Below are 17,694 nucleotides of genomic sequence, written 5' to 3'. Positions count from 1 at the left end.
ATCATGTCTTAGTGGAACATGTAATCATGGTTATACTAATGCGAATAACTTTGACCATTAGGGATGCTTGTGAGGCGTTTCATGGTAATCAGGAGATTTTTCAATGATTAAACGCGTACTGGTTGTATCAATGGTAGGTCTTTCTCTTGTTGGTTGTGTTAACAACGATACCCTATCTGGTGATGTTTATACTGCCTCTGAAGCGAAGCAAGTGCAGAATGTCAGCTACGGCACAATCGTTAACGTACGGCAGGTACAAATTCAGGGCGGTGATGATTCCAACGTCATCGGCGCAATTGGCGGTGCAGTTCTCGGTGGTTTTCTTGGTAATACCGTTGGTGGTGGTACGGGACGCTCTTTGGCTACCGCAGCAGGTGCCGTCGCGGGTGGCGTAGCCGGTCAGGGCGTACAGAGCGCAATGAACAAAACACAGGGTGTGGAGCTGGAAATTCGTAAAGATGATGGCAACACCATCATGGTGGTACAGAAACAGGGCAATACCCATTTCTCTCCGGGACAACGTGTCGTTCTGGCCAGCAACGGCAGCCAGGTGACGGTTTCCCCGCGCTAAACAAGTTGACGTGTGGTCAGCTACCTGGCCACACGCCCCCTTTATTTCACCCTTTGGCCTGTAACTCAGTAATATTATGCTCAAGTTTTGCAATGAGCCTAATCAGTTGTTCCAGTTCCTCTGTTGAAATCCCATCCAAAATTTCCGCCCGGGTCTTGTTAATAACAGCTTCCATTTCGCTAATCAGCGGCTCCGCCTTTTCCGTCAGTTTAATACGTTTGGCCCGCCGATCGCTGGGACAAGTTTGACGCGAAATTAACCCTTTTTCTTCCAGTTGGTCCAACGTACGAACCAGTGATGGCTGCTCAATGCCGATCGCTTTTGCCAGTTGAATTTGCGACTGGTCTGGAGGTAACTGATGTATATTGTGCAACGTCACCCAATGGGTTTGCGTTAACTCCAGGGGTTTCAGGCGATGGTCTATCAGAGCACGCCATATGCGCACCAACCGTGCCAGATCAGAACCTAGTGGCGATTCCAATTTCATCTCCTTATAATTAGCTTGCTAAGATATTATACGGCTTTTAGAATAGTGTGCAGCAATTGTATTGCTAAAACAAATGGATTGCTGCATTTGCTTACCGTCAGACATGCTTTTCAGAAATAGCGAGTAATTTTCTCTCACATAAACAATATTTATTAATCTAAAGCAATAAACTCAGCCTCAAAGGAATCTATTTTGTGAAGTTTATGCATAGTGCAACAGGATTACCCCTACAAGATCTGGTGTTCGGTGCATCCGTCTACTTTCCTCCGTTTTTCAAAGCCTTCGCGCTTGGATTCGTCGTCTGGCTTGTCCTGCACCGCCTGCTTCGCGACTGGATCTACGCAGGCGACATCTGGCATCCCTTGTTAATGGATTTGTCGCTGTTTGCGATCTGCGTATGCTCCGCCCTGGCAATATTGATTGCGTGGTAACTATGTCAATTAAAACCATTAAATATTTCTCAACAATAATTGTAGCAGTAGTTGCCGTTCTCGCCGGGTGGTGGCTCTGGAACTATTACATGCAGTCACCGTGGACGCGGGATGGCAAAATACGCGCGGAACAGGTCGCTATCACCCCACAAGTGTCCGGACGTATTGTTGAGATGAATATAAAAGACAACCAGTTGGTTAACGCTGGCGATATTCTGTTCACTATCGATAAAACACCCTTCCAGATTGCCGAACTGAATGCCCAGGCCCAACTGGCGAAAGCGCAATCGGATCTTGCCAGAGCCAATAATGAGGCCAATCGCCGCCGTCATCTCTCGCAAAATTTTATCTCTGCCGAAGAACTGGATACGGCAAACCTCAATGTTAAAGCGATGCAGGCCAGTGTCGATGCTGCACAAGCAACGCTGAAACAGGCACAATGGCAACTGGCACAAACGGAAATTCGCGCCCCGGTCAGCGGATGGGTCACCAACCTCACTACCCGCATCGGCGACTACGCCGACACAGGAAAACCGCTGTTTGCCCTGGTGGACAGTCACTCGTTTTACGTCATTGGTTATTTTGAAGAAACCAAATTGCGGCATATCCGCGACGGTGCGCCAGCACAAATTACGCTCTATAGCGACAACAAAACGTTACAGGGTCACGTCTCCAGTATCGGTCGGGCAATTTATGATCAGAGTGTGGAAAACGATTCCAGCCTGATTCCAGACGTTAAACCTAACGTTCCCTGGGTTCGTCTCGCCCAGCGCGTCCCGGTTCGCTTTGCCCTTGATAATGTTCCCGGCGATGTCACGCTAGTATCCGGCACAACTTGTAGTATCGCAGTAGGTCAGTAATGAACGCCTGGTCATGGTCTCTGCGCAATCTGCCCTGGTTTAAGGCCACGCTGGCACAATGGCGCTATGCGTTGCGCAATACCCTTGCCATGTGTCTGGCGCTGACTGTTGCTTATTATTTAAATCTGGACGAACCCTATTGGGCGATGACATCAGCTGCGGTAGTGAGCTTTCCGACAGTTGGCGGTGTCATCAGCAAAAGCCTGGGGCGCATCGCTGGCAGTTTGCTGGGGGCTATCGCGGCGCTAATCCTTGCCGGGCATACTCTCAACGAGCCGTGGTTCTTCCTGTTGAGCATGTCGGCATGGCTTGGTTTTTGTACCTGGGCCTGCGCGCATTTCACGAATAACGTGGCCTATGCGTTTCAACTGGCGGGTTACACAGCCGCGATTATCGCCTTCCCGATGGTCAATATCACTGAAGCAAGCCAGTTGTGGGACATCGCCCAGGCGCGCGTTTGCGAAGTGATCGTCGGTATTCTCTGCGGTGGGATGATGATGATGATTCTGCCGAGCACTTCCGATGCCACTGCCCTTTTAACCGCATTGAAAAACATGCACGCCCGTTTACTGGAACATGCCAGTTTACTCTGGCAGCCTGAAACAACCGATGCCATTCGTACCGCACATGAAGGGGTGATTGGGCAGATACTGACCATGAATTTGCTGCGTATCCAGGCTTTCTGGAGCCACTATCGCTTCCGCCAGCAAAACGCGCGCCTCAATGCGTTACTCCACCAGCAATTACGCATGACCAGCGTAATTTCGAGCTTGCGGCGTATGTTGCTCAACTGGCCATCACCCCCTGGTGCTATACGGGAAATTCTTGAACAGTTGCTAACGACCCTCGCCAGCGGGCAAACGGATTTTTACACCGTCGCACGCATTATTGCCCCGCTACGCCCGACGAACTCAGCTGACTACCGGCACGTCGCCTTCTGGTATCGACTACGTTATTTTTGCCGCCTTTATCTGCAAAGTAGTCAGGAATTACATCGTCTGCAAAGCGGCGTAGATGATCAAACCAGACTCCCTCGCGCGTCCGGGCTGGCACGTCATACCGATAATGCAGAAGCCATGTGGAGCGGGCTGCGGACATTTTCTACGTTGATGATGATTGGTGCGTGGAGTATTGCCTCGCAATGGGATGCCGGAGCCAATGCATTAACCCTGGCTGCAATTAGCTGCGTCCTTTACTCCGCCGTCGCAGCACCGTTTAAGTCATTGTCGCTGCTGATGCGCACGCTGGTATTGCTTTCGTTCTTTAGCTTTGTGGTTAAATTTGGCCTGATGGTCCAAATTAGCGAGCTGTGGCAATTTTTGCTGTTTCTTTTCCCCCTGCTGGCAACGATGCAGCTACTCAAAATACAATTGCCAAAACAAGCTGCATTATGGGGGCAACTGATTGTTTTTATGGGATCATTTATCGCTGTCACTAATCCCCCGGTGTATGATTTTGCTGATTTTCTTAACGATAATCTGGCAAAAATCGTTGGCGTGGCGTTGGCGTGGTTAGCGTTCGCCATTCTGCGTCCAGGATCAGATGCTCGTAAAAGCCGTCGTCATATTCGCGCGCTGCGCCGGGATTTTGTCGATCAACTAAGCCGCCATCCAACACTGAGTGAAAGCGAATTTGAATCGCTCACTTATCATCACGTCAGTCAGTTGAGCAACAGCCAGGATGCGCTGGCGCGCCGCTGGTTATTACGTTGGGGGGTGGTGCTACTGAACTGTTCGCATGTTGTCTGGCAATTACGCGAGTGGGAGTCACGTTCTGATCCGTTATCACAAGTGCGGGATAACTGTATTTCGCTGTTGCGGGGAGTGATGAGTGAGCGTGGCGTTCAGCAAAAATCGCTGGCAGCCACACTTGAAGAATTACAGCGGATTTGCGACAGCCTTGCCCGGCATCATCAGCCTGCTGCCCGTGAGCTGGCGGCAATTGTCTGGCGGCTGTACTGCTCGCTTTCGCAACTTGAGCAAGCACCGCCGCAAGGTACGCTGGCCTCTTAACTACTTAATAACACCACAGGCATAGCGTTCACCGCCACCGCCCAGCGGTTTAGGCTGATCGGACATATTATCGCCGCCAACGTGGATCATCAGCGCCTTGTCTTTGATTTCATCGAGTGATTTCAGACGAGGCGCAATAACGGCATCGGTCGCCTTGCCGTCATTATTGACCACCAGCGCAGGCAGATCGCCTAAATGTCCCGCACCTTCCGGCCCTTCATGCTTGTTGGTTTTTTGTGGATCAAGATGCCCGCCTGCAGATTCCGCGGCGCTGGCTTTGCCATCTTTGGTGGCTGGCTGGCAGCTTCCTTTAGCATGAATATGGAAGCCATGTTCACCGGGGGGTAATGCTTTCAGATCGGGTGAAAACTCCAGACCTTTATCGGTTTCAGTAATAGTTACGCTACCTATTGACTGCCCAACCCCTTGCGACGTAACGAGGTTCATCTCGACTTTTTCACTGGCCGCTTGTGCGCCGGTCGCAACAACCAGCGCCAGAATAGCCAGACTAAAACGCTTCATAGGACCTCCGTTCATTGTGCATACCCGTTAAGTGTAAACCAGTGACACATATTTGAACGGCGGCTATTCCTAAAAGTGTTTATGGTACGTCGTAACCCAGTGCCGCTTTACGGATACGGAACCATTGTTGGCGGGTCATTTTCAATGCTTCCGCTTCGACAGCTGCCCGCACGCGCTCAATTTTACCGGAGCCGATAATCGGCAGCGGCTGCGATGGCAGACGTAATATCCAGGCGTAAACAACCTGCTCAATAGTGGCCGCGTTTAATTCCTGGGCTATCACAGCGAGTTCATCACGCAGCGGCTGGAAAAAATCATCATTGAACAGACGTCCACCACCAAGGCACGACCACGCCATCGGACGAACACGCAGTTGTTGCAGTTGGTCGAGCGTGCCATCCAGCAGCAACGGCTGATGCACCGGGGATATTTCCACCTGATTAGTGGCAAGGGTAAATGGCAGGCGTGATTGCAACAGGGCAAATTGCGCAGGCGTGAAGTTGGAGACGCCAAAATGGCGCACTTTGCCGCTCTGATGCAGATGTTTAAACGCATCCGCCACTTCATCGGCATCCATTAACGGGTCGGGACGGTGGATTAACAGCAGATCCAGATGATCGGTCGCGAGATTAATCAGCGACTGTTCGGCGCTTTTAATAATATGGTCGCGGTCAGTGATGTAATGACCAATGACGTTTTCTTCACGCGCGGTCGTTGCGATGCCACATTTGCTGACGATTTCCATCCGTTCACGCAGATGAGGCGCCAGCTTCAGCGCCTCGCCAAACGCCGCTTCACACTGATAGCCGCCATATATATCAGCATGGTCCACGGTGGTAATGCCGAGATCCAGATGCTCCTCAATAAAGCTAACCAACTGACGGGCAGACATATTCCAGTCCATCAGTCGCCAGTAGCCCATCACAAAACGGGAAAACTCCGGGCCTTGCGGCGCAATAGTAATACGCTGAACCATAATCGCTTCCTCTTATCAGATATGAGAGGAGTATACGCAAGATTATGCTCAAAAGAGTGATGGTTGCTCCGGTTCATCTGATGACGTTGGCTTATTCGCGCGTAATTTACGCATCAGCCGCTGGCGACAAAGGCGCAGCACCTCTTGTTTTTCGCCATCGCTCATTTTATTCCAGTTAAAACGCTCATCCCGGCTACGAAAACAGCCGCGACAAAATCCGCGCTCATCAGACTGGCAAATTCCCCGGCACGGGCTCTGGACGGGAAAGAACTCTAGTTGCTCCGCCACTTCGCCCTCCTGAAATGAGATTATTACCACTATTGAAGCTCTTAATGCCCAAAGTAGCAACTTTGCTTGCACTAGACCGACTGGTCTACTACACTCGAACGCATGAACAAACACACCGAACATGATACTCGCGAACACCTCCTGGCGACGGGTGAGCAACTTTGCCTGCAACGTGGATTCACCGGGATGGGATTAAGCGAATTACTGAAGACCGCTGAAGTGCCGAAAGGATCCTTCTATCACTACTTTCGCTCTAAAGAAGCGTTTGGCGTTGCCATGCTTGAACGTCATTACGCAGCATACCACCAGCGACTAACAGAGTTACTGCAATCCGGCGAAGGTAATTACCGCGACCGCATACTGGCTTATTACCAGCAGACGCTGAACCAGTTTTGCCAACACGGAACCATCAGTGGTTGCCTGACAGTAAAACTCTCTGCCGAAGTATGCGATCTGTCAGAAGATATGCGCAGCGCGATGGATAAAGGCGCTAGCGGCGTGATCGCCCTGCTCTCGCAGGCGCTGGAAAATGGCCGTGATAGCCATTGTTTAACCTTTTGTGGCGAACCGCTGCAACAGGCGCAAGTGCTTTACGCACTATGGCTGGGTGCGAATCTGCAGGCCAAAATTTCGCGCAATTCCGAACCACTGGAAAACGCGCTAGCACATGTAAACACCATTATTGCGACGCCTGCCGTTTAGTAGGCTTTTTTATCACCAGACGACCGGGAGCCTTTATGTCATCTGAAAAACTGTATTCCCCACTGAAAGTGGGCGCGATCACGGCGGCAAACCGTATTTTTATGGCACCACTAACGCGTCTGCGCAGTATTGAACCGGGTGACATCCCTACCCCGTTGATGGCGGAATACTATCGCCAACGTGCCAGTGCTGGTTTAATTATTAGCGAAGCCACGCAAATTTCCGCTCAGGCAAAAGGATATGCAGGCGCGCCAGGCATCCATAGCCCGGAGCAAATTGCCGCATGGAAAAAAATCACCGCTGGCGTTCATGCTGAAAATGGTCATATGGCCGTACAGCTGTGGCACACCGGACGCATTTCTCACGCCAGCCTGCAACCTGGCGGTCAGGCACCGGTAGCGCCTTCAGCACTTAGCGCGGGAACACGTACTTCCCTGCGCGATGAAAATGGTCAGGCGATCCGTGTTGAAACATCCATGCCGCGGGCACTGGAACTGGAAGAAATTCCGGGTATCGTCAATGATTTCCGTCAGGCCATTGCTAACGCGCGTGAAGCCGGGTTTGATCTGGTGGAGCTCCACTCCGCTCACGGTTATTTGCTGCATCAGTTCCTTTCCCCTTCTTCAAACCATCGTACCGATCAGTACGGCGGCAGCGTGGAAAATCGCGCACGTCTGGTGCTGGAAGTCGTTGATGCCGGGATTGAAGAATGGGGAGCCGATCGCATTGGCATTCGCGTTTCGCCAATCGGTACGTTCCAGAATACGGATAACGGCCCGAATGAAGAAGCCGATGCGCTGTATCTGATTGAACAACTGGGCAAACGCGGCATTGCTTACCTGCATATGTCAGAACCAGACTGGGCAGGCGGCAAACCGTATACCGAGGCGTTTCGCGAAAAAGTACGCGCCCGTTTCCACGGTCCGATTATCGGCGCAGGTGCATACACGGTAGAAAAAGCCGAAACGCTGATTGGCAAAGGGTTAATTGATGCGGTGGCATTTGGTCGTGACTGGATTGCGAACCCGGATCTGGTCGCCCGCTTGCAGCGCAGAGCTGAGCTTAACCCACAACGTGCCGAAAGTTTCTACGGTGGCGGCGCGGAAGGCTATACCGATTACCCGACGTTGTAATCCAACATTGCGAGCGGCGTAAAGCCGCCGCTATACTAAAACAACATTTTGAATCTGTTAGCCATTTTGAGGATATAAAGATGCGTCTTCTTCATACCATGCTGCGCGTTGGTGATCTGCAACGCTCCATCGATTTTTATACCAAAGTGCTGGGCATGAAACTGCTGCGTACCAGCGAAAACCCGGAATACAAATACTCACTGGCGTTTGTTGGCTACGGCCCGGAAACCGAAGAAGCGGTGATTGAACTGACCTACAACTGGGGCGTGGATAAATACGAACTCGGCACTGCTTATGGTCACATCGCGCTTAGCGTAGATAACGCCGCTGAAGCGTGCGAAAAAATCCGTCAGAACGGGGGTAACGTCACCCGTGAAGCGGGTCCGGTAAAAGGCGGTACTACGGTTATCGCGTTTGTGGAAGATCCGGATGGTTACAAAATTGAATTAATCGAAGAGAAAGACGCCGGTCGCGGTCTGGGCAACTAATCTCCTGCCGGGCGCGAACTCATCGCGCCCGCATCTTTACTGCATCGACAAGTAATATTTGTCATAATGCGCGCTGCAATTTATCCGTATTAAGAGAATCAGATGTCCGATAACGCTCAACTTACCGGTCTGTGCGACCGTTTTCGTGGTTTTTATCCTGTTGTGATCGATGTTGAAACAGCCGGATTTAACGCCAAAACCGATGCGCTGCTTGAGATTGCCGCCATCACCCTGAAAATGGATGAACAAGGCTGGCTGATGCCGGACACCACATTACATTTCCACGTCGAACCATTTGTCGGCGCAAATTTGCAGCCAGAGGCCCTCGCCTTCAACGGCATTGACCCGAACGATCCCGATCGCGGCGCGGTCAGCGAATACGAGGCGCTGCACGAAATTTTTAAAGTTGTACGTAAAGGCATTAAAGCGAGCGGCTGTAACCGGGCCATTATGGTGGCGCACAACGCCAATTTTGATCACAGCTTTATGATGGCCGCCGCAGAACGCGCCTCACTGAAACGTAACCCATTCCACCCTTTCGCCACTTTTGACACCGCGGCACTGGCCGGGCTGGCACTCGGACAAACCGTATTATCAAAAGCCTGCCAGACCGCGGGTATGGACTTCGACAGCACCCAGGCGCACTCCGCGCTGTACGACACCGAACGCACTGCTGTGCTGTTTTGTGAAATCGTCAATCGCTGGAAACGTCTGGGAGGCTGGCCGCTGCCTGCCGCCGAAGAGGTGTAATCGAGTCGATGCCTGATGACATGCAATGATTCAGGCATCTATAGTGAGGCTATTCCACGCATCATGCATGATATTCACGGGGAATAGCGTTAATGGCAGATAATCCAACCCCTTCATCGCCCCTGCCGGACGTGTTTTCACTGGCGACCCGCGACTGGTTTCTTCGCGCCTTTAAACAGCCGACCGCTGTCCAGTCGCAAACCTGGCATGTGGCGGCACGAGGTGAACATGCGCTGGTGATTGCACCGACTGGCTCAGGGAAAACGCTGGCCGCTTTTCTCTATGCCCTCGATCAGCTCTTCCGCGAAGGCGGAGACAACGCCAGCGAGGCGCATAAGCGTAAAACCTCGCGCATCCTCTATATTTCACCGATTAAAGCCTTAGGCACCGACGTTCAGCGCAATTTGCAGATCCCGTTACAAAGCATTGCAGTGGAACGGCGGCGGCGCGGCGAAATGGAAGTCAACCTCCGCGTGGGCATCCGGACTGGCGATACGCCCGCGCAGGAACGCAGCAAACTGACCCGCAATCCGCCGGATATTCTGATAACCACGCCCGAATCACTCTATCTGATGCTGACCTCCCGCGCACGCGAGACGCTGCGCGGCGTCGAAACGGTGATTATTGATGAAGTCCACGCGGTCGCGGGAAGCAAACGCGGTGCGCATCTGGCGTTAAGCCTGGAACGGCTCGATGCGCTGCTACACACCTCAGCACAGCGAATTGGCCTTTCCGCGACTGTACGCTCAGCCAGCGATGTGGCAGCATTTCTTGGTGGCGATCGTCCGGTTACTGTTGTCAACCCGCCCGCAATGCGCCATCCGCAGATACGGATTGTCGTCCCAGTCGCCAATATGGATGATGTCTCATCGGTCGCCAGCGGCACTGGCGAAGACAGCCATGCGGGCAGAGAAGGCTCAATCTGGCCGTATATTGAAACCGGCATTCTTGATGAAGTGTTGCGCCATCGCTCGACCATCGTCTTTACAAATTCACGCGGCCTGGCGGAAAAACTGACGGCACGGCTGAATGAGCTTTACGCCGCACGATTGCAGCGCTCCCCGGCCATCGCCATAGACGCCACTCATTTCGAGTCGACCTCCGGCGCAACCTCAAACCGCGTACAACGTAGCGACGTTTTCATTGCCCGCTCGCACCACGGTTCCGTCTCTAAAGAACAACGGGCGATAACCGAACAAGCCCTGAAATCAGGCGAATTGCGCTGTGTGGTCGCGACTTCCAGTCTCGAACTGGGGATTGATATGGGCGCGGTGGATCTGGTGATTCAGGTGGCGACGCCGCTTTCTGTCGCCAGCGGGCTACAGCGCATTGGTCGCGCCGGACATCAGGTTGGCGGTGTATCTAAAGGGCTATTTTTCCCCCGTACCCGGCGTGATTTAGTCGATTCCGCCGTCATTGTCGAGTGTATGTTTGCAGGCAGGCTGGAAAACCTGACGCCACCGCATAATCCACTCGACGTCCTTGCGCAGCAAACCGTTGCCGCCGCGGCGATGGATGAATTACAGGTAGACGAATGGTACTCCCGCGTACGCCGTGCTGCACCGTGGAAAGATCTGCCAAGACGCGTTTTTGACGCCACGCTGGATATGCTTTCCGGGCGCTATCCCTCAGGCGATTTTTCTGCTTTTCGACCAAAACTGGTCTGGAACAGGGAGACGGGGATATTGACCGCCCGACCTGGCGCTCAGCTGTTGGCTGTTACCAGCGGTGGCACCATTCCGGATCGTGGCATGTACAGTGTGTTATTACCCGAAGGTGAAGAGCAGACAGGCTCGCGGCGGGTGGGCGAACTGGATGAAGAGATGGTGTATGAATCGCGAGTGAATGACATCATCACTCTCGGCGCTACCTCATGGCGGATCCAACAAATCACCCGCGATCAGGTCATTGTGACACCTGCACCAGGTCGCTCTGCCCGACTTCCCTTCTGGCGTGGCGAAGGTAATGGACGCCCCGCTGAATTGGGGGAAATGATCGGCGATTTTCTCCATCTGCTGGCGGATGGCGCGTTCTTTTCCGGAAATATCCCGCCGTGGCTGGCAGAAGAAAATACACTCGCCAATATTCAGGGACTGATTGACGAACAACGTAGCGCTACGGGCGTTGTTCCTGGAAGCCGCCACCTGGTTCTCGAACGCTGCCGTGATGAGATTGGCGACTGGCGCATTATTTTACACTCTCCCTATGGAAGACGAGTGCATGAACCGTGGGCGCTGGCGATTGCCGGGCGACTGCATGCGCTATGGGGCGCTGATGCCTCGGTAGTCGCCAGCGATGACGGTATTGTCGCCCGTATTCCTGACGCCGATGGTAAATTGCCTGACGCCGCGGTTTTTTTGTTTGAACCAGAAAAGTTGCTGCAAATTGTCCGCGAGGCGGTGGGCAACTCGGCACTTTTCGCCGCCCGTTTTCGCGAATGCGCCGCGCGGGCATTATTAATGCCTGGCCGAACACCGGGGCATCGCACCCCGCTCTGGCAACAACGGCTGCGTGCCAGCCAGTTACTGGAAATCGCCCAGGGATATCCGGATTTTCCTGTCATTCTCGAAACCCTACGCGAATGTCTGCAAGATGTTTATGATCTTCCCGCGCTGGAACGTTTGATGCGTCGCCTTAACAGTGGCGAAATTCAAATTTCCGATGTCACCACCGCGACGCCCTCACCTTTTGCCGCCAGTTTATTGTTCGGTTATGTGGCGGAATTTATGTATCAGAGCGACGCCCCGCTGGCAGAACGCCGGGCATCCGTACTGTCGCTGGACAGCGAGTTACTGCGCAATCTACTCGGTCAGGTTGATCCGGGGGAATTACTCGACCCGCAGATCATTCGTCAGGTGGAAGAAGAGTTACAGCGGCTGGCCCCCGGCAGAAGAGCGAAAGGTGAAGAAGGTCTTTTCGACCTACTGCGCGAACTGGGGCCAATGACCGTTGAAGACCTGGCGCAACGGCATACAGGCAGCAGTGAAGAGGTTGCGTCGTATCTGGAAAATCTTCTTGCAGTAAAACGAATCTTCCCGGCGATGATTAGCGGACAGGAGCGTCTGGCCTGTATGGACGACGCTGCTAAATTACGCGATGCTCTCGGAGTGCAACTGCCGGACTCGCTGCCTGATATTTACTTGCACCGTGTCAATTACCCGCTTCGCGATCTCTTTCTGCGCTATCTCCGGGCTCATGCTCTGGTCACGGCTGAACAACTGGCTCATGAGTTTAGCCTCGGTATTGCCATTGTCGAAGAGCAACTTCATCATTTGCGCGAACAGGGGCTGGTGATGAATTTGCAACAAGACATCTGGGTGAGCGATGAAGTTTTTCGTCGCTTGCGTTTACGTTCCCTGCAGGCTGCCAGAGAAGCTACGCGTCCGGTACCAGCCATTGCCTATGCACGATTGCTGCTGGAACGTCAGGGCGTGCTCCCCGCCACCGATGGTAGCCCGGCGCTCTTTGCCTCAACATCGCCAGGCGTTTATGAAGGCGTGGATGGCGTCATGCGGGTTATTGAACAGCTTGCTGGTTTCGGTTTACCCGCCTCGCTGTGGGAAAGCCAGATCCTGCCCGCCCGCGTACGCGATTACTCGCCAGAAATGCTCGATGAACTGCTGGCAACAGGTACGGTTATCTGGTCGGGGCAAAAAAAGCTCGGCGAGGATGACGGTCTGGTGGCACTGCATTTACAGGAATATGCCGCCGAATCGTATATTCCTGCAGAAAATGATCACGCGAAACGTTCAGCGCTTCAGCAAGCAATTATCGCGGTTCTGACTGACGGGGGCGCCTGGTTTGCGCAACAAATCAGCCAACGAACAGGCGAGAAAATCGGCGAGCCAGTAGATCCTTCAGCCCTGCAAGAGGCGCTTTGGGAACTGGTCTGGCAAGGCGTCATCACCTGTGACATTTGGGCACCGTTGCGCGCCCTTACCCGCAGTAGTACCAGCGCACGCCCTTCAACTCGCCGTAGTAGCCGGACTCGTCGTGGACGTCCGGTTTATGCACCGCCAGCTATGCCGTTGGTATCTTACAACACACCAAAGCTGGCTGGACGCTGGTCGTTATTGCAGGTGGAGTCACTAAACGATACCGAAAGGATGCTGGCGCTGGCGGAAAATATGCTCGACCGCTACGGAATCATCAGCCGTCAGGCGGTGATTGCTGAAAATATTCCTGGCGGATTTCCGTCGATGCAAACGCTTTGTCGAAGTATGGAAGACTCCGGGCGAATTATGCGGGGTCGATTTGTTGAAGGTTTGGGTGGTGCACAATTTGCTGATCGCCAGACCATTGACCGTCTGCGCGACCTGGCGCCCCATGCCACGCAGACGCGACAATATATGCCCGTGGCCCTTAGTGCCAACGATCCGGCCAATTTGTGGGGGAATCTGCTACCCTGGCCTGCACATCCGGCGACGCTGGTTCCGACTCGTCGGGCAGGTGCGCTGGTGGTCATTTCTGGCGGCAAATTATTGATTTATCTGGCGCAAGGTGGCAAAAAAATGCTGGTCTGGCAGGAAAAAGATGAATTATTACCACCGGAGGTTTTCCTGGCGCTAACCACCGCGTTGCGGCGAGAACCACGGCTACGGTTTACGTTGACAGAAGTGAATGACCAACCGGTCCGGCAAACGCCGATGTTTACGCTGCTGCGTGAGGCGGGATTTTCAAGTTCGCCACAAGGGCTGGATTGGGGATAAAAAGCACTGACGGATGCCGGTTAGCATCCGTCAGTATTGCGAAACGGATTATTCAGCATCCGGCTCTTCAGACTTGTATTTAGCAGCAGTTTCTTTGATCAGCTGCTGCAGTTCGCCACGCTGATACATTTCAATCACGATATCACAACCGCCTACCAGCTCGCCGTCAACCCACAGTTGCGGGAAAGTCGGCCAGTTCGCATATTTCGGCAGTTCCGCACGAATGTCCGGGTTCTGCAGGATATCAACGTAGGCAAAACGTTCGCCACAAGCGGCAAGCGCCTGGACTGCCTGGGCAGAGAAACCGCAGCTCGGCAGTTTCGGTGAACCTTTCATGTACAGCAGGATCGGGTTTTCAGCAATCTGGCGTTGGATTTTTTCGATAGTGGTGCTCATTGTCTTGCTTCCTCAAACTTCTTTACGGCAGTAATCTGACATTGTAGCGGGTCAGTGCGGCATCGGAAAATAACATTTTCATCACGCTTTTGCTATTTTATCCCTTTGCTCTATTTGTTGCATTTCAAATATTCGTTTCTTCTCTGCCACGCTGCAAGCTGGCGTATTTGTGACCATTTTTAGCTTTCACTGCTGCTTTTTTTTGCGCTCGCCAACGAAACGTATTTTTTAACAATAAAAGCTATTAACTTTCCCTTCTTCTATGCATTAGAATCATCAAGTTTTGTAAATCAGACGCAGGCATGATAGACCTGCCTTAACAGAGGGACGCTCAGTGGCGCGGATAAACCGTATTTCGATCACGCTCTGTGCTTTACTTTTTACCACCCTGCCTTTAATGCCTATGGCCTATGCTTCCAAGCAAGCCAGGGAGAGTTCTGCTACCACTCATATCACCAAAAAAGCAGATAAAAAGAAAAGCACGGCAACCACCAAAAAGACCAATAATAAAGCCAGTCAGAAAACCGCCAAAAAAGTCGCCAGTAAAAGTACGACCAAAAGCAAAACCGCTTCTTCCGTTAAAAAATCCTCCATTACCGCTTCTAAAAACGCGAAAACTCGCAGCAAAAATGTTGTCACTAAAACGGCGTCTGCCAGCTTTACGGAAAAGTGCACCAAACGTAAGGGCAATAAGTCACATTGCGTGAAAGTCAAAAATGCCGCCCCTGGCACTATTGCCGACGCGCACAAAGCCAAAGTTCAGAAAGCCACTAAAGTGGCGATGAATAAACTGATGCAGCAAATTGGCAAGCCATATCGTTGGGGCGGGAGTTCACCGCGTACCGGTTTTGATTGCAGTGGACTGGTTTATTACGCTTATAAAGACTTGGTTAAGATCCGTATTCCGCGCACGGCAAACGAAATGTATCACCTGCGCGATGCGGCACCTATCGATCGCAGTGAACTGAAAAACGGCGACCTGGTCTTTTTCCGCACGCAAGGGCGTGGGACTGCCGATCACGTAGGCGTGTACGTTGGCAATGGTAAATTTATTCAGTCACCGCGCAGTGGCCAGGAAATTCAAATCACGTCGTTAAGTGAAGATTACTGGCAACGTCACTATGTTGGCGCTCGTCGGGTAATGACCCCAAAAACACTTCGCTAAAACTTTACCCTGTTGTTACAACAACAGGGTAAGTTCATCTTTTGTATCACCTTTTAATTTGCTACCCTATCCGTACTCACAATAAGGCTATTGTGCGTATACCAATGAATAATAAAGGAGAGTAGCAATGTCATTTGAATTACCTGCACTACCATATGCTAAAGACGCTCTGGTCCCGCACATTTCTGCGGAAACTATCGAGTATCACTACGGCAAACATCATCAGACTTATGTCACTAACCTGAACAACCTGATTAAAGGCACCGAGTTTGAAGGTAAATCACTGGAAGAGATTATTCGCAGCTCTGAAGGTGGCGTATTCAACAACGCAGCTCAGGTCTGGAACCACACTTTCTACTGGAACTGCCTGGCACCGAACGCTGGTGGCGAACCGACTGGCGAAGTCGCTGAAGCTATCGCCGCATCTTTCGGTAGCTTTGCCGATTTCAAAGCACAGTTTACTGACGCTGCGATCAAAAACTTTGGTTCTGGCTGGACCTGGCTGGTGAAAAACAGCGATGGCAAACTGGCTATCGTTTCTACCTCTAATGCTGGTACTCCGCTGACCACCGATGCGACCCCGCTGCTGACCGTTGATGTCTGGGAACACGCTTATTACATCGACTATCGCAATGCGCGTCCTGGCTATCTGGAGCACTTCTGGGCGCTGGTGAACTGGGAATTCGTAGCGAAAAATCTCGCCGCATAATAACTGATGACAAATGCAACATTGCCTGACGCGCTACGCTTATCTTGCCTACGCGGATCATCAATGTAGGTCGGTTAAGGCGCTTGCGGCGCATCCGGCAAGATAAACGCAATTTGCCTGCAAACTGTAACGCAGAAGGTATCCCCTTCTGCGTTTTGTTTTATTAGCTGTTGGCAACGCAAACTGCTTCAGGTTGTTTTCTGGCTGACATAAACACCAGCAACAATGCCAGGCCTGCGACAATTGCCCCCATCACCGGCACAAAACTGTACCCCAGACCACCCGAAATCACTGCGCCACCTGCCGCGGCACCCAGAGCATTACCCAGGTTAAAGGCACCGATATTCACTGAGGAAGACAGCCCTGGCGCTTCGCTGGCAACTCGCATCACACGCATCTGTAACGGCGGTACCACCGCAAAGGTTGCTGCGCCCCACACCACCATGCTGATAGCCGCACCAAACTCATTACGCGCCAGGAACGGGATCGCCAGCATAATCACCATCAGCAGCAGCAAAAAGCCTTTCAGCGTGCCGTTGACCGAACGATCTGCCAGTTTACCGCCTAAATAGTTACCGATGGAAAACCCGACGCCAATCAGCACCAGCATGGCTGTTACGAACACCGGCGTTGCATGGGTGATACTTTGCAGTACTGGTGAAATATAGGTGTAGAGGGTAAACATTGCGCCAGCCCCCAGTACCGTCGTCAGCAAGGCTGATAACACCTGCGGACGCATCAATACCGCCAGCTCTTTTTTCACATCCGGTCGCGCTCCTGCGCCGCCTTTCGGTAACGAGAAGAACAGGCTAACCATTGAAATCACGCCCAGCCCCGCCGTTGCCAGAAACGACATCCGCCAGCCAATAGTTTCGCCAAGCCAGGTCGCCGCAGGAACACCGCCAATATTTGCCAGAGTTAAGCCCATAAACATAGTGGCGACGGCGCTGGCCTGTTTGTGTTTAGGCACAACGCTTGCGGCCACGACTGAACCCAAACCAAAGAATGCCCCGTGATTCAGACTGGTCAGAATGCGTGAAAGCATCAACGTCATATAATCCGGCGCGATGGCGGAAAGCACGTTGCCAAGAGTGAAAATGGCCATCAGGAAAATAAGCGCACTGCGCCGGGCGCGATGAGACAGCAGTAATGTCATCAGCGGCGCGCCAACCATCACGCCAACCGCATAGGCGCTGATTAACATGCCCGCAGCAGGAATCGAGACATCCACACCGCGCGCAATGACGGGTAACAGGCCCATTGGCGAGAACTCCGTTGTCCCGATACCAAACGCGCCAACGGCCAGCGCCAACAACGGATAGTTAATTTTCATGCCTAATCTCCACCTCTTCGCGTCATTACACGATATTCATCAAAGTGGCCAAAGCATGACAGCAATCACAAAAAATTGAAAATAACAAAAAGAGAAAACACTTTTGCCATTTTGCTAACAAAAGGGAAGAGAGTGCGAGGGAGGATGCGCTCCCTCGAAGGG

At 52.5% G+C, this 17,694-nt stretch carries 17 protein-coding genes; 11 read left to right on the top strand and 6 right to left on the bottom strand.

The annotated features are described in order from the left end of the window. Positions 1–103: 103 nt before the first annotated feature. Complete coding sequence (slyB, locus tag AACU94_RS08290) at positions 104–571, top strand: outer membrane lipoprotein SlyB (protein ID WP_064530029.1); 468 nt, start codon at positions 104–106, stop codon at positions 569–571. Positions 572–617: 46 nt separating this feature from the next. Here slyB and slyA read toward each other — a convergent pair whose 3' ends face one another. Continuing rightward, complete coding sequence (gene slyA, locus AACU94_RS08285; protein ID WP_135489244.1) at positions 618–1,052, bottom strand: transcriptional regulator SlyA; 435 nt, start codon at positions 1,050–1,052, stop codon at positions 618–620. A 200-nt stretch (positions 1,053–1,252) separates the two neighbouring features. Here slyA and AACU94_RS08280 point away from each other — a divergent pair, with 200 nt between their 5' ends. Genes AACU94_RS08280 through AACU94_RS08270 form a run of 3 tightly spaced genes read left to right on the top strand, consistent with a single transcriptional unit; the run spans position 1,253 to position 4,361 of the window. Next, positions 1,253–1,489: a DUF1656 domain-containing protein gene (locus AACU94_RS08280; protein ID WP_130208178.1), complete on the top strand. Its 237-nt coding sequence runs from the start codon at positions 1,253–1,255 to the stop codon at positions 1,487–1,489. A gap of 2 nt (positions 1,490–1,491) precedes the next feature. Further along, complete coding sequence (locus AACU94_RS08275) at positions 1,492–2,349, top strand: efflux RND transporter periplasmic adaptor subunit (protein ID WP_135489243.1); 858 nt, start codon at positions 1,492–1,494, stop codon at positions 2,347–2,349. After that, complete coding sequence (locus tag AACU94_RS08270; protein WP_135489242.1) at positions 2,349–4,361, top strand: FUSC family protein; 2,013 nt, start codon at positions 2,349–2,351, stop codon at positions 4,359–4,361. The genes AACU94_RS08275 and AACU94_RS08270 overlap by 1 nt, the downstream gene beginning before the upstream one ends. Here the strand turns inward: AACU94_RS08270 and sodC are convergent, their stop codons facing one another. The 3 genes from sodC to AACU94_RS08255 form a co-directional block, all read right to left on the bottom strand. Further along, positions 4,362–4,883 carry a superoxide dismutase [Cu-Zn] SodC gene (sodC, locus tag AACU94_RS08265; protein ID WP_135405856.1) on the bottom strand — a complete coding sequence of 174 codons (522 nt, stop codon included), beginning with the start codon at positions 4,881–4,883 and terminating at the stop codon, positions 4,362–4,364. It abuts the gene before it with no gap. Between the two features lie 79 nt (positions 4,884–4,962). Beyond that, positions 4,963–5,859, bottom strand: a complete 897-nt coding sequence (locus AACU94_RS08260) for an aldo/keto reductase (protein ID WP_130218984.1) — start codon at positions 5,857–5,859, stop codon at positions 4,963–4,965. Positions 5,860–5,907: 48 nt separating this feature from the next. Continuing rightward, positions 5,908–6,147 (bottom strand): DUF1289 domain-containing protein, encoded by a 240-nt coding sequence (locus tag AACU94_RS08255; RefSeq protein WP_000840482.1) that lies wholly within the window; start codon positions 6,145–6,147, stop codon positions 5,908–5,910. A gap of 102 nt (positions 6,148–6,249) precedes the next feature. Here AACU94_RS08255 and nemR point away from each other — a divergent pair, with 102 nt between their 5' ends. The 5 genes from nemR (at position 6,250) to AACU94_RS08230 (ending at position 13,929) form a co-directional block, all read left to right on the top strand. Then, positions 6,250–6,849: a DNA-binding transcriptional regulator NemR gene (nemR, locus tag AACU94_RS08250; RefSeq protein ID WP_135489241.1), complete on the top strand. Its 600-nt coding sequence runs from the start codon at positions 6,250–6,252 to the stop codon at positions 6,847–6,849. 35 nt (positions 6,850–6,884) lie between these two features. Next, positions 6,885–7,982, top strand: a complete 1,098-nt coding sequence (gene nemA / locus AACU94_RS08245; protein WP_135489240.1) for an N-ethylmaleimide reductase — start codon at positions 6,885–6,887, stop codon at positions 7,980–7,982. 80 nt (positions 7,983–8,062) lie between these two features. Then, positions 8,063–8,470 (top strand): lactoylglutathione lyase, encoded by a 408-nt coding sequence (gloA, locus tag AACU94_RS08240; RefSeq protein ID WP_001237796.1) that lies wholly within the window; start codon positions 8,063–8,065, stop codon positions 8,468–8,470. 102 nt (positions 8,471–8,572) lie between these two features. Beyond that, positions 8,573–9,220 carry a ribonuclease T gene (gene rnt, locus AACU94_RS08235; RefSeq protein WP_001282281.1) on the top strand — a complete coding sequence of 216 codons (648 nt, stop codon included), beginning with the start codon at positions 8,573–8,575 and terminating at the stop codon, positions 9,218–9,220. Positions 9,221–9,312: 92 nt separating this feature from the next. Further along, positions 9,313–13,929 carry an ATP-dependent helicase gene (locus AACU94_RS08230; protein WP_135489239.1) on the top strand — a complete coding sequence of 1,539 codons (4,617 nt, stop codon included), beginning with the start codon at positions 9,313–9,315 and terminating at the stop codon, positions 13,927–13,929. 48 nt (positions 13,930–13,977) lie between these two features. On the opposite strand, the gene grxD is transcribed toward AACU94_RS08230, so the two are convergent. Then, positions 13,978–14,325 carry a monothiol glutaredoxin 4 gene (gene grxD / locus AACU94_RS08225; RefSeq protein WP_000108172.1) on the bottom strand — a complete coding sequence of 116 codons (348 nt, stop codon included), beginning with the start codon at positions 14,323–14,325 and terminating at the stop codon, positions 13,978–13,980. 334 nt (positions 14,326–14,659) lie between these two features. Here grxD and mepH point away from each other — a divergent pair, with 334 nt between their 5' ends. Next, the gene (gene mepH / locus AACU94_RS08220; protein WP_130208194.1) at positions 14,660–15,490 is read left to right on the top strand and encodes a peptidoglycan DD-endopeptidase MepH; all 831 of its coding nucleotides are present in this window, start codon (positions 14,660–14,662) and stop codon (positions 15,488–15,490) included. Between the two features lie 127 nt (positions 15,491–15,617). After that, on the top strand, positions 15,618–16,199 hold the full coding sequence (gene sodB / locus AACU94_RS08215; RefSeq protein ID WP_130237140.1) for a superoxide dismutase [Fe]: 582 nt from the start codon (positions 15,618–15,620) through the stop codon (positions 16,197–16,199). 163 nt (positions 16,200–16,362) lie between these two features. Here the strand turns inward: sodB and AACU94_RS08210 are convergent, their stop codons facing one another. After that, entirely contained in the window at positions 16,363–17,532 is a 1,170-nt protein-coding gene (locus AACU94_RS08210) for an MFS transporter (protein ID WP_130224720.1), read from the bottom strand. Positions 17,533–17,694 lie beyond the last annotated feature (162 nt).

The organism is Escherichia sp. E4702 (genome assembly GCF_963883545.1).
Lineage (GTDB): Bacteria > Pseudomonadota > Gammaproteobacteria > Enterobacterales > Enterobacteriaceae > Escherichia.
This window is presented reverse-complemented; position numbering and strand designations above follow the sequence as displayed.

Excerpts from the sequence above, each read along its gene's own strand:
- grxD (WP_000108172.1), bottom strand. The coding sequence starts at position 14,325 with ATGAGCACCACTATCGAAAAAATCCAACGCCAGATTGCTGAAAACCCG.
- AACU94_RS08210 (WP_130224720.1), bottom strand. The coding sequence starts at position 17,532 with ATGAAAATTAACTATCCGTTGTTGGCGCTGGCCGTTGGCGCGTTTGGT.
- AACU94_RS08275 (WP_135489243.1), top strand. The coding sequence starts at position 1,492 with ATGTCAATTAAAACCATTAAATATTTCTCAACAATAATTGTAGCAGTA.
- sodB (WP_130237140.1), top strand. The coding sequence starts at position 15,618 with ATGTCATTTGAATTACCTGCACTACCATATGCTAAAGACGCTCTGGTC.
- AACU94_RS08230 (WP_135489239.1), top strand. The coding sequence starts at position 9,313 with ATGGCAGATAATCCAACCCCTTCATCGCCCCTGCCGGACGTGTTTTCA.
- AACU94_RS08270 (WP_135489242.1), top strand. The coding sequence starts at position 2,349 with ATGAACGCCTGGTCATGGTCTCTGCGCAATCTGCCCTGGTTTAAGGCC.
- nemR (WP_135489241.1), top strand. The coding sequence starts at position 6,250 with ATGAACAAACACACCGAACATGATACTCGCGAACACCTCCTGGCGACG.
- nemA (WP_135489240.1), top strand. The coding sequence starts at position 6,885 with ATGTCATCTGAAAAACTGTATTCCCCACTGAAAGTGGGCGCGATCACG.
- AACU94_RS08260 (WP_130218984.1), bottom strand. The coding sequence starts at position 5,859 with ATGGTTCAGCGTATTACTATTGCGCCGCAAGGCCCGGAGTTTTCCCGT.
- slyB (WP_064530029.1), top strand. The coding sequence starts at position 104 with ATGATTAAACGCGTACTGGTTGTATCAATGGTAGGTCTTTCTCTTGTT.
- gloA (WP_001237796.1), top strand. The coding sequence starts at position 8,063 with ATGCGTCTTCTTCATACCATGCTGCGCGTTGGTGATCTGCAACGCTCC.
- rnt (WP_001282281.1), top strand. The coding sequence starts at position 8,573 with ATGTCCGATAACGCTCAACTTACCGGTCTGTGCGACCGTTTTCGTGGT.
- sodC (WP_135405856.1), bottom strand. The coding sequence starts at position 4,883 with ATGAAGCGTTTTAGTCTGGCTATTCTGGCGCTGGTTGTTGCGACCGGC.